We start from the raw sequence: 13,508 nt of genomic DNA, 5'->3' as shown, positions 1-13,508 counted from the left end.
AACGCTGAGCGGGTTAATCGTAAATTAAATAATAATAAATTGTCGACTCCGTGGGTAATTTGTACTGTATGCGCTCGGGAATAAATAAAAAGGAATGCCCATGTCTGAAAAAGGATTACAGAGTTTGTGCATTACGCTCGGCGTGATGATTATCTTCTGGTTTGCGTTAATCTCACTATTCTGGGTGGTGATATTTTAAACCTATCCCGTGCTGTGACGGGACGCGACTGCCGCTGCAGATATAACAGTTACAGCAAACTATGATTTTTTTATAACTGATATATGATAATGGGAGGTTATCGTACGGGGACGGCCGCAATGAAAAAGTATCAACAGCTGGCGCAACAGCTGACCGAACAGATCGCGCTTGGCGTCTGGTTGCCTGGCGATCGGCTGCCGTCGCTGCGCGAGCAGGTGATCAGCAGCGGCATGAGCTTTATGACCGTCAGCCATGCCTATCAGCTGCTGGAAAGCCAGGGGCGCATCGTCGCCCGTCCGCAGTCGGGTTATTATGTCGCCCCTCAGCCGGTGAAGCTTAGACAGCCGGCGCCGCCTGCCCAGGTGACCCGCGATGAAGCTGTCGATATCAATACCTATATCTTTGAGGTGCTACAGGCCAGCCGCCAGGCGTCGATGCTGCCCTTTGCCTCGGCCTTTCCGGACCCGCGTCTCTTCCCGCTGCAGCAGCTTAACCGCTCGCTGGCGCAGGTGAGCAAAACCGCCACCGCCATGAGCGTCATTGAGAACCTGCCGCCGGGCAATGCGGAGTTGCGGCACGCCATTGCCCGACGCTATGCCCTGCAGGGGATGAACATCTCGCCGGATGAGATCGTCATTACCGCCGGGGCGCTGGAGGCGCTTAACCTCAGTCTGCAGGCGGTGACCGAGCCGGGCGACTGGGTGGTGGTGGAAAACCCCTGTTTCTACGGCGCCCTGCAGGCGCTGGAGAGGCTGCGCCTGAAGGCGCTGTCGGTGGCGACCGACGTCAAAGAGGGCATTGACCTGACGGCGCTGGAAGCGGCCCTGCAAAATTACCCGGTCAAGGCCTGCTGGCTAATGACTAACGGACAAAACCCGCTCGGCTTCACCCTTAGCGCCGAAAAAAAAGCGGCGCTGGTGGCGCTGCTGGCGCGCTATAACGTGATGCTGATAGAAGATGATGTCTACAGCGAGCTTTACTTTGGTCGCGAGAAACCGTTACCAGCGAAATACTGGGACCATCAGGATATGACGCTGCACTGCAGCTCATTTTCAAAATGTCTGGTGCCCGGGTTTCGTATCGGCTGGGTGGCGGCCGGCAAACAGGCGCGGCGGATCCAGCAACTGCAGCTGATGAGTACGCTCTCCACCAGCTCGCCGATGCAGCTAGCCCTGGTGGATTATCTGTCCACCAAGCGCTATGACGCCCACCTGCGCCGTTTGCGCCGCCAGCTGGCGGAGCGTAAACAGCTGGCCTGGCAGGCGCTGCTGCGCCATCTGCCGCCAGAGGTTATCGTCCACCACAGCGACAGCGGCTACTTTCTGTGGATTGAGCTGCCGGAAGGGGCCGACGCCAGTGAGCTAAGCGCCCGGGCGCTGGCCTCGCACATCAGCATTGCCCCAGGAAAAATGTTCTCCACCTCCGCCAGCTGGACCTCGTTTTTCCGTTTTAATACCGCCTGGGGCTGGGGGGAACGCGAAGAGCAGGGGGTGAGGCGGTTGGGTGAACTTATTCGTGAGCAGCTTACCTGACGACTCAGGCTATTTTCCGTCGCCATAAACTCTCGACAAAAATAAACGCGGGTGAGTTTTTATTGAGGCCGGTCATTATTTTACCGGCGCTCATCATAGGAAATACGCATACCCCTCCTTTTTCTCTAACTCGTTGTCTATAATCCATAAAGTCCTGCTTGTGTTGGCGATTTTTGCGTAATGCGTCCCGGGTCACAACCTGAATAAATTCCCCAGGGGGCGTTAATCCGCTGACTACCCTTATTTCAGGAGATATTTTTACGGCACGGCTGCCGCTAATTACCTTGTGACAGGAGTAACACCTGATGAGCAAAAAATTTGCCCGTTGCAGCCTTTATGTGCTGAGCATGGCCTGTTTGACCGTGCAGGCGGCAGAGCCACTCACCTCGCTGGATAAACCGGAAGGGCGGCTCGATATTATTGCCTGGCCGGGGTATATCGAACGCGGCCAGACAGACAAGCAGTACGACTGGGTCACTCAGTTTGAAAAAGAGACCGGGTGTCAGGTTAATGTCAAAACCGCCGCTACCTCTGACGAGATGGTCAGCCTGATGGCCAAGGGGGGCTACGATCTGGTGACCGCGTCGGGCGATGCCTCGCTGCGTCTGATCATGGGCAAACGCGTTCAGCCGATTAATACCGCGCTGATTGCCGGCTGGCGCACCCTCGATCCACGCATTGCGCAAGGGGCATGGTTTAACGTCGGCGGTAAAGCCTACGGCACGCCGTATCAGTGGGGGCCGAACCTGCTGATGTACAACACCCGTGTATTCCCGACGCCGCCGGACAGCTGGAGCGTGGTCTTCGTTAAACAGAACCTGCCGGACGGCAAAACCAATCAGGGACGCGTGCAGGCCTATGATGGCCCGATCTATATCGCTGACGCCGCGCTGTTTGTCAAAGCCACCCAGCCGCAGCTGGGGATCGAAGATCCCTATCAACTGACCGAAACCCAGTATAACGCGGTGCTGAAAGTACTGCGCGACCAGCAGCCGCTGATCCATCGCTACTGGCATGACGCCACCGTACAGATGAACGACTTCAAAAACGAAGGGGTGGCCGCCTCCAGCTCGTGGCCCTATCAGGCCAACGGCCTGAAGGCTGAAGGCCAGCCCATCGCCACCGTGTTTCCGAAGGAGGGGGTGACCGGCTGGGCGGATACCACCATGTTGCACAGCGAAGCGAAGCATCCGGTCTGCGCCTACAAATGGATGAACTGGTCGCTCACGCCGAAGGTGCAGGGCGATGTGGCGGCGTGGTTCGGCTCGCTCCCGGTGGTGCCAGAGGGGTGTAAAGCCAGCGCGCTGCTCGGTGACAAAGGCTGTGAAACCAACGGCTATGACCAGTTTACCCGGATCCATTTCTGGAAAACGCCGGTTGCCGAAGGCGGGAAATACGTACCCTACAGCAGATGGACTCAGGACTATATTGCGATAATGGGCGGCCGCTAAGGACGGGAGGCAGACAATGACGTACGCGGTCGAGTTTCAGAATGTATCGCGCTTGTACGGCGATGTGCGGGCCGTAGATGGGGTTAGCATAGGCATTCGCGATGGTGAATTTTTCTCAATGCTGGGCCCCTCCGGTTCGGGCAAAACCACCTGCCTGCGGCTGATTGCCGGTTTCGAGCAGCTCTCCGGCGGCACCATCCGTATTTTCGGTCAGCCGGCCAGCGAACTGCCGCCCTGGCAGCGGGATGTGAATACGGTGTTCCAGGACTATGCGCTGTTTCCCCATATGTCGATCCTCGACAACGTCGCCTACGGCCTGATGGTCAAAGGCATGGCGAAGAAAGCGCGCCATGCCCGCGCCCAGGAAGCGCTGGAAAAGGTGGCCCTTGGCTTTGCTCATCATCGTAAGCCTTCTCAGCTCTCCGGCGGCCAGCGGCAGCGGGTCGCTATTGCCCGGGCGCTGGTGAACCAGCCGCGGGTGCTGCTGCTCGATGAGCCGCTGGGTGCGCTGGATTTGAAGTTGCGCGAGCAGATGCAGGTGGAGCTGAAAAAGCTGCAGCAGTCGCTGGGGATAACTTTTATCTTCGTGACCCACGACCAGAGCGAAGCGTTGTCGATGTCAGACCGCGTGGCGGTGTTTAACAATGGGCGCATCGAACAGGTGGATGCGCCGCAGGATCTCTATCTGCATCCGAAGACCGCGTTTGTCGCTGGCTTTGTCGGCACCGCCAACGTTTTTGAAGCCGAGGCGGCCCGGCGATTGTGCGGCATGCCGGGTAGCTGGTCGCTGCGTCCGGAGCATGTTCGCCTGCAGGGCGGCGGCGAGGTTCAGGTTCAGGGCGTAGTGCAGGCGGTACAGTATCAGGGGGCGGCGACGCGGATTGAGCTCAGGCTGGCGGAGGGGGACAAGCTGCTGGTCAGCCAGGCGAATATCGATGGCGCGGCGGCAGCCAGCGCCCCGCGAATGGGGCAAACGGTGCTGGCGTCATGGTCGCGGTCGGCGATGACCCCGCTGGAAAGCGGAGGCTGAGATGACCATGGCGATGATTCCTGCGCAGGCCGGGCGCGTATCCGGGATCTTCTGGCGTCGGCCAGCATTGGGCCTGTTTTTACTGCTGCTCGGGCCGCTGATGTGGTTTGGTATCGTCTATCTGGGATCGCTCCTGACCCTGCTGTGGCAGAGTATTTATACCTTTGACGACTTCACCATGTCGGTGACCAGCGACTTTACGCTGGCCAACCTGCGGGCGCTGTTCAATCCCGCCAATTACGACATTATTGTCCGTACCCTGGTAATGGCCCTGAGTGTGACGCTCGCCAGCGCCATGCTGGCGCTGCCGATGGCCTGGTACATGGCTCGCTATACCAGCGGCAAAATGAAGGCTTTCTTTTATATCGCTGTGATGCTGCCGATGTGGGCCAGCTATATCGTCAAAGCCTACGCGTGGGTACTGCTGCTGGCCAAAGATGGTGTGGCGCAGTGGTTTCTGGGCCATCTTGGACTGGAAGGGGCGCTGAATGCGCTTCTGACCGTCCCGGCGATCGGCGGCAACACCTTGTCCACCTCCGGGCTGGGACGCTTTCTGGTGTTCGTCTACATCTGGCTGCCGTTTATGATCCTGCCGGTGCAGGCGGCGCTGGAGCGCATTCCGGGCTCCTTGCTGCAGGCGTCGGCCGATCTTGGCGCCGGGCCACGACAGACCTTCCGCTATGTGGTTCTGCCGCTGGCTATCCCTGGTATTGCCGCCGGATCGATTTTCACCTTCTCGCTGACGCTGGGCGACTTTATCGTGCCGCAGCTGGTCGGGCCGCCGGGGTACTTTATCGGCAACATGGTCTACTCGCAGCAGGGGGCGATAGGCAATATGCCGATGGCGGCGGCGTTCACCCTCGTGCCGATCGTGCTGATTGCCCTTTATCTGGCGTTCGTGAAACGTCTGGGAGCCTTCGATGCACTCTGAACGCGCACCCTGGTATCTGCAACTGGCGACCTGGGGCGGCGTGGTGTTCCTCCACTTCCCGCTGCTGATCATTGCCATCTATGCTTTTAATACGGAGGATGCGGCCTTCAGCTTTCCGCCGCAGGGGCTGACGCTACGCTGGTTTAGCGAGGCAGCAGGGCGTAGCGATATTCTCGAATCCGTGACGTTGTCACTTAAAATTGCCGCCCTGTCGACGGCCATTGCCTTAGTACTTGGCACGCTGGCTGCAGGTGCCCTGTGGCGCAGCACTTTTTTTGGTAAGAATGCGGTATCGCTACTGCTGCTGTTACCGATCGCCCTGCCGGGGATCATTACCGGCCTGGCGCTGCTGACGGCGTTTAAAGCCGTCGGTCTCGAGCCGGGGCTACTGACCATTGTGGTGGGGCACGCGACCTTTTGTGTGGTGGTGGTCTTTAACAACGTCATTGCCCGCTTTCGTCGGACCTCGTGGAGCCTGGTGGAAGCCTCGATGGACCTGGGCGCGACCGGCTGGCAGACCTTTCGCTACGTGGTGTTGCCCAATCTGGGATCGGCGCTGCTGGCGGGGGGAATGCTGGCCTTCGCCCTGTCGTTTGATGAAATTATCGTCACCACTTTTACCGCGGGGCATGAGCGAACATTGCCGCTGTGGTTACTGAATCAGCTGGGGCGGCCGCGCGATGTGCCCGTCACCAACGTTGTCGCGCTGTTGGTGATGCTGGTAACGACGATACCAATCTTAGGGGCCTGGTGGCTCACCCGCGACGGCGATAACGACGCCGGAAACGGGAAATAAAACCATGAAACAGGATAATGCTATGCAACACAACCTTTTGATAAACGGTAAGTTAGTGGCAGGTGAAGGCGAAAAGGTGCCGGTATACAACCCTGCGACCGGCGATGTGATCCTGGAGATTGCCGAAGCGACAGCGGCCCAGGTCGATGCCGCCGTTGAGGCGGCGGATCGGGCGTTCGATGCCTGGAGCCAGACAACGCCGAAAACGCGCTCGGAATGCTTGCTGAAGCTGGCGGACGCTATCGCGGCGCAGGCGGAGACCCTGGCGCAGCTGGAGTCGCTGAACTGTGGCAAGCCGTTGCACTGCGTGATTAACGATGAGATGCCGGCCATTGCGGACGTCTTCCGCTTCTTCGCCGGCGCCGCCCGCTGCCTGCCGGGAATGGCCGCCGGAGAGTATCTCGAAGGGCATACCTCAATGATCCGCCGCGACCCGGTGGGCGTGGTGGCCTCTATCGCCCCCTGGAATTATCCCCTGATGATGGCGGCCTGGAAGCTGGCCCCGGCGCTGGCGGCAGGCAATTGCGTGGTGATAAAACCCTCGGAGATCACCCCCCTGACGGCGCTGAAGCTGGCGGAGCTGGCAAAAGATATCTTCCCCGAAGGGGTGATCAACGTGCTGTTTGGCCGCGGCAAAACGGTAGGCGACCCGCTGACCTCGCATGCCAAAGTGCGAATGGTGTCGCTGACCGGGTCGATTGCCACCGGGGCCCATATCATCAGCCATACCGCCTCGTCGATCAAACGCACCCACATGGAGCTGGGCGGCAAGGCGCCGGTGATTGTGTTTGACGACGCGGATATCGATGCGGTAGTCGATGGGGTACGAACCTTCGGTTTCTATAACGCCGGCCAGGACTGCACGGCTGCCTGCCGGATCTACGCTCAGCAGGGGATTTACGACCAACTGGTGGAGAAACTTGGGGCGGCGGTGGCCAGCCTGAAAATGGGCGCGCCAGAGGATGCCTCTACCGAGCTGGGACCGCTGAGCTCGCTGGCGCATCTTGAAAGGGTTAGCGCCGCAGTGGAAGCCGCAAAGGCACTGCCGCATATTAAGGTGGTCACCGGCGGTCGCCGGGCTGACGGCGCGGGCTATTACTTCCAGCCGACGCTGCTTGCCGGCGCCCGGCAGGAAGACGCCATTGTGCAGCGCGAAGTGTTTGGCCCGGTGGTCAGTGTGACGCCTTTCAGCGATGAAGCGCAGGCCCTGAGCTGGGCGAATGATTCCCAGTATGGTCTGGCGTCCTCAGTATGGACGAAAGATGTAGGCCGTGCCCACCGGCTTAGTGCCAGGCTGCAGTATGGCTGCACCTGGGTCAACACCCACTTTATGCTGGTGAGCGAAATGCCGCACGGCGGCCAGAAACTGTCGGGCTACGGAAAGGACATGTCGATGTATGGCCTTGAGGATTACACGGTGGTCCGCCATGTCATGGTTAAGCATGGCTAAAGCATTGACCCTTTAGTGGCTGGCGATGATTGCGCGACGGTTGTGTTAGTTCGCTAATAGTCACAATGGCAAAAATTGTCAAAACTCTACGAGGGGGATATGAGATTATTCTGATGCCCCTTCAAGAGCTAAGCCAATGTGAGTGCCGGAGATAAGCGCCGGATGGGGTCCGCCAGTCACCCTGGGCGCGTCGCGCCCGGCGGGTGAGGCGACAGCGTCGCGGTTCGCGACCGTATACTGGCCTCTGCCTGTTGGCAGGGGCTTTTTTATGCCCGCCGCATCGCGGGATGAAGACCGAATGACCATCAGGAAACGCATCGTCTGGCCGCCATTCAGCGCTTGGTTTTTTTGCTCGGTAAACTGGCGCTACGACGGTCACGAATATAGGAAATAAGATTATACACCGCCGCGACCAGCAGGATCAGCGCGATGACCAGCGTGATGATTCCGGACATATCCACCTCGAAATATAAAAAGCGCCCTGGCGCCAAAACATTACTAATAGTTATGAATGTAAGTATTATCTGAATGGAAGGCAAATGATATTTGTTGTCATTTAGCGCTATTTTTGGCGATTAACCGCGAGATCCACAATGAAGGGGTTATGTAACAACGGCTTGTAGCGGCCTTTTATCGTATTAAGATGGAGGCCCTGCGCGGAATATCGCATTTTTGGTGAATGCGGCGACAATCTTTTCCCCCTGAGAACGGGGACATATTATCTTTATCAGACCAATGGAATTGCCCTGAACCGAAATTATTTCACGACTATAAATAAGGATTTAATATTTGCTGTTATTGCATGATATTTGTTCTGAATATTAAATATTCCGTGAGTCCGGCCAAAATGCGGGCTGCAGGCGGGTTGCGGGTGCTCCCGGGTTTGACTTTCCGTCGCTGCTCATGCGATCATTTAGCGCATATTAGGTTTTAACGTTGATGTCGTTGTGAAAATTTTGGCTTTTATTCTGCTGGCTATCGGCGCTGTGACGCTGAGCTATGGTAACGCCCCGGCAAAACGCATTCAGGGCTGTGAGAGCGCGGGAGTGGGGCAGGCCGTCTGCGCTGCCGCCGAATGGGATAGCGAACAGATGAATTTTCTGCCGCACTATAACCCGGAGCTTAATAAGGTTATTGCGGCAGGCCAGGCAGCACCTGTCGCTTATAACCTTTATAATATCGCCCGTGTTCGCGCGTAAAAAAGCAGCCCCTGGGGGCTGCTTTTTTAGGTTTCGTTGCTGAGTAAAATCATTAAAACCAGCCAAATCTCACGGACAGCAGGCTGATAAGTACGCACGCGGCGCAGACATTAATCAGAATGACGGTTTTGCTGGAGACATCCATAACGCCACCTTAATGAGTAAGTCCATAAAGGTATAGTACGGCGCCTGCGGTTGCGCTATCGGATTAAGACGAATCAGGCTTTATTCTCAATATTCAGCCCGTTTCAGAATTTGTTATACAGGTATCTCTGAATCACGACGTCATGGCAGATAATCATCCCACCATGGAACGCCCCTCAGGGAAGGAAGAGTAAGAATGACGTTATATCAAAAAATGCTGGTGTTTTACGCCATTATGGGCGTGATATGCGCCGTGATTAGCTGGTTTTTGACCAAAGAGAGCCGGGTGATCCGCCTGCTGGCGGCCCTGTTGATCGGCGCCACCTGGCCGTTCAGCTTCCCGATGGCGCTGCTCGTCTCGCTGTTTTAACCCCAGATGCCGGACGGCAGAAAAGGGTGGCGGAAAGGGTAAGGTTACTGTATAAAAAACCAGTAATTTTATCATGGAGGCATACAGGTGAACGGTTTCTTTTCTTCCGTCGCAGGCGCCACGCTGCGTTGGCTCGATCTTCCGGGAGATGGCCTCCCGGTGGTGTTTATCCACGGTCTCGGCTGCGCGTCATCCTACGATTATCCCCGCGTCGCCAGCGATCCTGCGCTGAACGGACGGCGTAAAATACTCATCGATCTGCCAGGCTTCGGCTACAGCGATAAACCGCACGACTTTAGTTACAACATACATATTCAGGCGCAAGTCGTGGAGCAGCTACTTAACCATCTGCGCCTGCAGCGCTTCGCGCTGTTCGGTCATAGCATGGGAGGAAGCATCGCCATCGAAGCGGCGAGGCTGTTGGGCGAGCGCGTGACCACGCTGCTGGTCTCTGAACCCAATCTGTTTGCCGGCGGCGGTGAGTACAGCAGGCGCATTGCGGCGCAGACAGAGGCGGCCTTTATTGCCGAAGGCTATGCCAGAATGCTGGCTGAGGAGCGCTCGCCATGGGCTGGCTGTTTGCAAAACAGCGCGCCCTGGGCCGTCTGGCGGGCCGCCAGCAGCCTGATGCGTGGCAGCGATACCCCCTGGTTTAGTCAGCTCTGCCAGCTGCACTGTCAAAAAAGGCTCATCGTCGGTGAGCTCTCCCTGCCTTATGCCGATATTGACCTGGCTGAGGCGCAAGGGATCCCGGTCGGGATTGTGCCCCGCGGGGGGCACTCGATGGCGTGGGAGAATCCGCAAGGGCTGGCGCAGATCATCGCCAGCCAGGGTTAAAAGAATACCGGCTCAGAAAGGGAGTTCGCGGGGCTGGGTCTGGAGTGTTATCCAGCGCAGCTCGGTGAATTCCGCGATGCCGGCCCGACCCCCAAAGCGGCCATAGCCCGAGGCTTTGCAGCCGCCAAACGGCATTTGCGCTTCATCATGCACCGTTGGGCCATTGATATGGCAAATGCCCGTTTGCAGACGTTGCGCCACGTTCCACGCTCTGGCGCTGTCGCGGCTGTAGACCGCAGCGGAAAGACCGTATTCACTGTCGTTGGCCACCGTCAGCGCCTCTTCTTCATTCTTAACCCGAATAATCGCTTTTACCGGGCCGAAGGACTCTTCGTTCCACAGCCGCATCTCGCGGGTCACGCCGTCCAGCAAGGTCGGCGCCATGTGGGTATCGCTGGCTTTACCACCGGTTAGCAGGCGAGCGCCTTTGGCTAACGCATCGTCGATTAAGGCGTTGCAGCGGGTGATGGTGTTCATATCAACCACCGGCCCCGTCAGGCTGGCGGGCAGGGCGGCGGCGCGCCTGGCCAGCAGCGGGATAAACACCTCCGCTACGGCGTTGTCGACAATAATGCGCTCGGTGGACATGCAGATCTGGCCGGCATTCGCGAAGGCGCCAAAAACCGCGCCCGCCGCCGCTTGCTCGATATCAGCATCGTCCAGCACCAGCAGCGGCGCTTTACCGCCGAGCTCCAGCACCGCCGGTTTAAGATATTGCCCGCAGGTGCGGGCGATAATCCGCCCCACCGGCGTGGATCCGGTAAAGTTAACGCGCCGCACCGCCGGGTGGGCGATCAGCGATTCCACCAGCGCCGGCGCATATTCAGGCGCACAGGTAAGATAGTTCACCACCCCCGGTGGGAAGCCCGCCGCGTCAAGGGCGTCGATAATCAGTCCCTGAGTGGCCGGCGACAGCTCCGCGCCCTTGAGGATCACTGCGTTGCCGCAGGCCAGCGGCGTTGCCAGCGCCCGGGTAGCCAGAATCAGCGGTGCGTTCCACGGCGCCATGCCCAGTACCACCCCCGCCCCCTGGCGGACGCCCATCGCCAGGTTGCCCGGCACGTTGGAAGGAATAATTTGCCCTTCAATTTGGGTGGTCAGCGCCGCCGCTTCGCGCAGGATATCGGCCGCCAGATGAACGTTAAAGCCGGCCCAGTGCGCGGTCGCGCCGGTCTCCGCCGCCATGGCGGCGATAAATTTAGCCTCCCGCAACAGCATATGTTCCGCCGCGTCGAGCAGTAAACGGCGTCGTTCCGCCGGAGAGGTATCACGCCACAGCGGGAAGGCTTTGGCCGCGGCTTCGACGCAGCGTTTGCCGTCGGCGAGACTGGCGGCCGCAGCCACCGAGGCGACGTCGTCGTGGGCCGGGTGGCGTCGGGTAAAGGTGCGGCGGCCTTCGGCATCGTGCCACTGGCCGTCAATGTACAGATTGCAGGTGATTGTCATGGTGGAAACCTCTTGTTCTGCGGTTCCCCCAGTGTACCGGGCACTACTGACAGTGAGCGTGAGCAGGGCGGTTATCGCACATTTTTTTGCAGGAATTATGTGTGGCTCACAACATCCCGACACTTGCTGGCGTAAAAAACAGCGCTACGCCGATTAAACCAGCGATTTCAGCGTGATTTGCATAAGGTGATAGCCATTGATTATTTGCCGGGGGCGGGCGCCTGTGCTGATATTACGGTTCTTATAATCAATAATCAGGACTTATAACCATGTCTACAGGGAAAACCACGCTGGCGCTGCTGCTGAGCGCACTGCTGCCGGCCGGCGCCGCCTGGGCCGCAGGCAATGACACACTGGTCTACTGCTCAGAAGCCTCTCCGGAGTCCTTTAATCCGCAAATCGCCAGCTCCGGCCCGTCGTTCGTCGCCAGCTCGCAGGTGCTGTATAACCGCCTGGTCACCTTTGACCCGGTGAAGAACACGCCGATCCCGTCGCTGGCCACCGAGTGGCACGTCTCTGAGGATGGCAAAACCTGGACCTTTACTCTGCGTCAGGGGGTGAAGTTCAACAGCAACAAATTCTTCAAACCAACCCGCGATTTTAACGCCGACGACGTCCTGTTTTCCGTGCTGCGCCAGATGGATCCTCAGCATCCCTATCACAAGGTGTCGCAGGGGAACTATGAGTACTTCCACGACGTGGGCCTCGATAAGTTGATTAAGTCGGTGAAAAAGGTCGATGACTATCACGTCCAGTTCGTGCTTAACGAGCCGAACGCGGCGTTTCTTGCCGACTGGGGCATGGACTTCGCCTCTATTCTGTCGGCGGAGTATGGCGAGGCGATGCTGAAGAAAGGGACGCCGGAGAATGTTGATAACTGGCCTGTCGGTACCGGGCCGTATGCCCTGCAGCAGTATAAAGTGGATTCCCAAATCCGCTATATCGCCAATCCCCACTACTGGGAAGGCGAGGTGCCGACTAAGCACCTGATCTTCTCCATTACGCCGAACGTCGAGACCCGTCTGGCGAAACTGCAGACCAACGAGTGCCAGATTATTCCTGCGCCTTCGCCGGTTCAGTTCCCGGTGATTAAGGGCAATAAAGATCTGGCGCTGCATGCGGTTGAGGCGCTGAATGTCGGCTATCTGGCGTTCAACACGGAGAAAAAACCGTTTGATAATGTGCTGGTGCGCCAGGCATTAAACTATGCCACCGACAAGCAGGCGATCGTCAAGGCGGTATTCCTCGATTCCGGCAGCGTGGCGAAATCACCGATCCCGTCGACGATGCTCGGGTATAAGAAAGATCTCCCGGACTATGATTACGATCCGCAGAAAGCCAAAGCGCTGCTCAAGCAGGCGGGTCTGGAGCAAGGAGCGGAAGTAACCCTGTGGTCGATGCCGGTCCAGCGTCCGTACAACCCGAACTCGAAGCGGATCGCCGAAATGATCCAAAACGACTGGGCTAAAGTGGGCGTCAAAGCGAAGATTGTCAGCTATGAATGGGGAGAATACCTTGCCGGTATGCGCAAGGGAGAAGATGACAGCGCATTGTTTGGCTGGATGTCGGACAACGGCGACCCGGACAACTTTGCCGGCACGCTGCTCAGCTGTGATAATATCCAGACCGGCTCCAATGTCGCCCGCTGGTGCGATAAGTCCTATGACGCGCTGGTGAAGAAAGCGCTGCTGGTGAGCGATCCGCAGGCGCGTGCCAAACTCTATGAACAGGCGCAAGAGATCTTCTACCAGCAGGCGCCGTGGATCACCCTGGCGACCGGCAAGACCTTCTATGCCACCCGTAGCAACGTCAGCGGCTACCGCGTGAGCATGATGGGGAGCGATTTTTCCAAAGCGAAGCTGAATTAAGCGAAAGGAGAACCGGATGGCACATCTGGATGAGGTTATCGTCAAAGTCGATGACACCCTTGCCGAGGGCGTTATCACTCATATGAATGAGCTGCTGATCGCCCTGAGCGATGATCCACAACTCAGTCGTGAGGAACGCTATACCCAGCAGCAGCGCCTGCGCACCGCCATCGCCCATCATGGGCGACAGCATCAGGAAGAGCAGGACGCGCGCCGCGAGCAGTTGACGAAAGGCGGCGCGATCCTCTGAAGATG

At 58.1% G+C, this 13,508-nt stretch carries 14 protein-coding genes; 11 read left to right on the top strand and 3 right to left on the bottom strand.

Going from position 1 to position 13,508, the window contains the following annotated elements; genetic code table 11:
• Window positions 1–318: 318 nt before the first annotated feature.
• From A1WC_RS11765 to patD, 6 genes are all read left to right on the top strand, one after another.
• Window positions 319–1,731: a PLP-dependent aminotransferase family protein gene (locus tag A1WC_RS11765; protein WP_008804679.1), complete on the top strand. Its 1,413-nt coding sequence runs from the start codon at window positions 319–321 to the stop codon at window positions 1,729–1,731.
• A 305-nt stretch (window positions 1,732–2,036) separates the two neighbouring features.
• Complete coding sequence (ydcS, locus tag A1WC_RS11770) at window positions 2,037–3,182, top strand: putative ABC transporter substrate-binding protein YdcS (RefSeq protein ID WP_008804680.1); 1,146 nt, start codon at window positions 2,037–2,039, stop codon at window positions 3,180–3,182.
• A gap of 16 nt (window positions 3,183–3,198) precedes the next feature.
• Entirely contained in the window at window positions 3,199–4,212 is a 1,014-nt protein-coding gene (locus A1WC_RS11775) for an ABC transporter ATP-binding protein (RefSeq protein WP_008804681.1), read from the top strand.
• A gap of 1 nt (window position 4,213) precedes the next feature.
• Complete coding sequence (locus A1WC_RS11780; protein WP_012541559.1) at window positions 4,214–5,143, top strand: ABC transporter permease; 930 nt, start codon at window positions 4,214–4,216, stop codon at window positions 5,141–5,143.
• Window positions 5,133–5,939 carry an ABC transporter permease gene (locus A1WC_RS11785; RefSeq protein WP_008804683.1) on the top strand — a complete coding sequence of 269 codons (807 nt, stop codon included), beginning with the start codon at window positions 5,133–5,135 and terminating at the stop codon, window positions 5,937–5,939. Before A1WC_RS11780 ends, A1WC_RS11785 begins: the two co-directional genes overlap by 11 nt.
• 22 nt (window positions 5,940–5,961) lie before the next feature.
• Window positions 5,962–7,389, top strand: a complete 1,428-nt coding sequence (patD, locus tag A1WC_RS11790; RefSeq protein ID WP_012541560.1) for an aminobutyraldehyde dehydrogenase — start codon at window positions 5,962–5,964, stop codon at window positions 7,387–7,389.
• A 332-nt stretch (window positions 7,390–7,721) separates the two neighbouring features.
• On the opposite strand, the gene A1WC_RS27220 is transcribed toward patD, so the two are convergent.
• Window positions 7,722–7,844: a small membrane protein gene (locus A1WC_RS27220; protein ID WP_004175940.1), complete on the bottom strand. Its 123-nt coding sequence runs from the start codon at window positions 7,842–7,844 to the stop codon at window positions 7,722–7,724.
• Between the two features lie 492 nt (window positions 7,845–8,336).
• On the opposite strand from A1WC_RS27220, the gene A1WC_RS11795 reads away from it, so the two are divergent.
• Window positions 8,337–8,588, top strand: coding sequence for a hypothetical protein (locus A1WC_RS11795; RefSeq protein WP_016161176.1), 252 nt, complete (start codon window positions 8,337–8,339; stop codon window positions 8,586–8,588).
• A 52-nt stretch (window positions 8,589–8,640) separates the two neighbouring features.
• Here A1WC_RS11795 and yncL read toward each other — a convergent pair whose 3' ends face one another.
• Window positions 8,641–8,733, bottom strand: coding sequence for a stress response membrane protein YncL (gene yncL, locus A1WC_RS26315; protein ID WP_012968073.1), 93 nt, complete (start codon window positions 8,731–8,733; stop codon window positions 8,641–8,643).
• A gap of 195 nt (window positions 8,734–8,928) precedes the next feature.
• Between yncL and A1WC_RS26310 the strand changes: the two genes are divergently transcribed.
• Window positions 8,929–9,102, top strand: coding sequence for a GhoT/OrtT family toxin (locus tag A1WC_RS26310; protein WP_008804686.1), 174 nt, complete (start codon window positions 8,929–8,931; stop codon window positions 9,100–9,102).
• 87 nt (window positions 9,103–9,189) lie between these two features.
• On the top strand, window positions 9,190–9,939 hold the full coding sequence (locus A1WC_RS11800) for an alpha/beta fold hydrolase (protein WP_012968074.1): 750 nt from the start codon (window positions 9,190–9,192) through the stop codon (window positions 9,937–9,939).
• A 12-nt stretch (window positions 9,940–9,951) separates the two neighbouring features.
• Here the strand turns inward: A1WC_RS11800 and A1WC_RS11805 are convergent, their stop codons facing one another.
• The gene (locus tag A1WC_RS11805) at window positions 9,952–11,385 is read right to left on the bottom strand and encodes an aldehyde dehydrogenase (RefSeq protein ID WP_012541562.1); all 1,434 of its coding nucleotides are present in this window, start codon (window positions 11,383–11,385) and stop codon (window positions 9,952–9,954) included.
• Between the two features lie 269 nt (window positions 11,386–11,654).
• On the opposite strand from A1WC_RS11805, the gene A1WC_RS11810 reads away from it, so the two are divergent.
• Window positions 11,655–13,253 carry an ABC transporter substrate-binding protein gene (locus tag A1WC_RS11810; protein WP_016161175.1) on the top strand — a complete coding sequence of 533 codons (1,599 nt, stop codon included), beginning with the start codon at window positions 11,655–11,657 and terminating at the stop codon, window positions 13,251–13,253.
• A gap of 16 nt (window positions 13,254–13,269) precedes the next feature.
• Window positions 13,270–13,503, top strand: a complete 234-nt coding sequence (locus A1WC_RS11815) for a YdcY family protein (protein WP_008804690.1) — start codon at window positions 13,270–13,272, stop codon at window positions 13,501–13,503.
• Window positions 13,504–13,508 lie beyond the last annotated feature (5 nt).

It is taken from the genome of Klebsiella sp. KTE92 (assembly GCF_000398905.1).
In the GTDB taxonomy this organism is placed as follows: Bacteria; Pseudomonadota; Gammaproteobacteria; order Enterobacterales; family Enterobacteriaceae; genus Klebsiella; species Klebsiella variicola.
Note: the sequence above shows the minus strand (reverse complement) of the source record. Positions and strands in the feature narration are given on the sequence as shown.

Excerpts from the sequence above, each read along its gene's own strand:
- A1WC_RS11765 (WP_008804679.1), top strand. The coding sequence starts at position 319 with ATGAAAAAGTATCAACAGCTGGCGCAACAGCTGACCGAACAGATCGCG.
- ydcS (WP_008804680.1), top strand. The coding sequence starts at position 2,037 with ATGAGCAAAAAATTTGCCCGTTGCAGCCTTTATGTGCTGAGCATGGCC.
- A1WC_RS11775 (WP_008804681.1), top strand. The coding sequence starts at position 3,199 with ATGACGTACGCGGTCGAGTTTCAGAATGTATCGCGCTTGTACGGCGAT.
- A1WC_RS11780 (WP_012541559.1), top strand. The coding sequence starts at position 4,214 with ATGACCATGGCGATGATTCCTGCGCAGGCCGGGCGCGTATCCGGGATC.
- A1WC_RS11785 (WP_008804683.1), top strand. The coding sequence starts at position 5,133 with ATGCACTCTGAACGCGCACCCTGGTATCTGCAACTGGCGACCTGGGGC.
- patD (WP_012541560.1), top strand. The coding sequence starts at position 5,962 with ATGCAACACAACCTTTTGATAAACGGTAAGTTAGTGGCAGGTGAAGGC.
- A1WC_RS27220 (WP_004175940.1), bottom strand. The coding sequence starts at position 7,844 with ATGTCCGGAATCATCACGCTGGTCATCGCGCTGATCCTGCTGGTCGCG.
- yncL (WP_012968073.1), bottom strand. The coding sequence starts at position 8,733 with ATGGATGTCTCCAGCAAAACCGTCATTCTGATTAATGTCTGCGCCGCG.
- A1WC_RS26310 (WP_008804686.1), top strand. The coding sequence starts at position 8,929 with ATGACGTTATATCAAAAAATGCTGGTGTTTTACGCCATTATGGGCGTG.
- A1WC_RS11805 (WP_012541562.1), bottom strand. The coding sequence starts at position 11,385 with ATGACAATCACCTGCAATCTGTACATTGACGGCCAGTGGCACGATGCC.
- A1WC_RS11810 (WP_016161175.1), top strand. The coding sequence starts at position 11,655 with ATGTCTACAGGGAAAACCACGCTGGCGCTGCTGCTGAGCGCACTGCTG.
- A1WC_RS11815 (WP_008804690.1), top strand. The coding sequence starts at position 13,270 with ATGGCACATCTGGATGAGGTTATCGTCAAAGTCGATGACACCCTTGCC.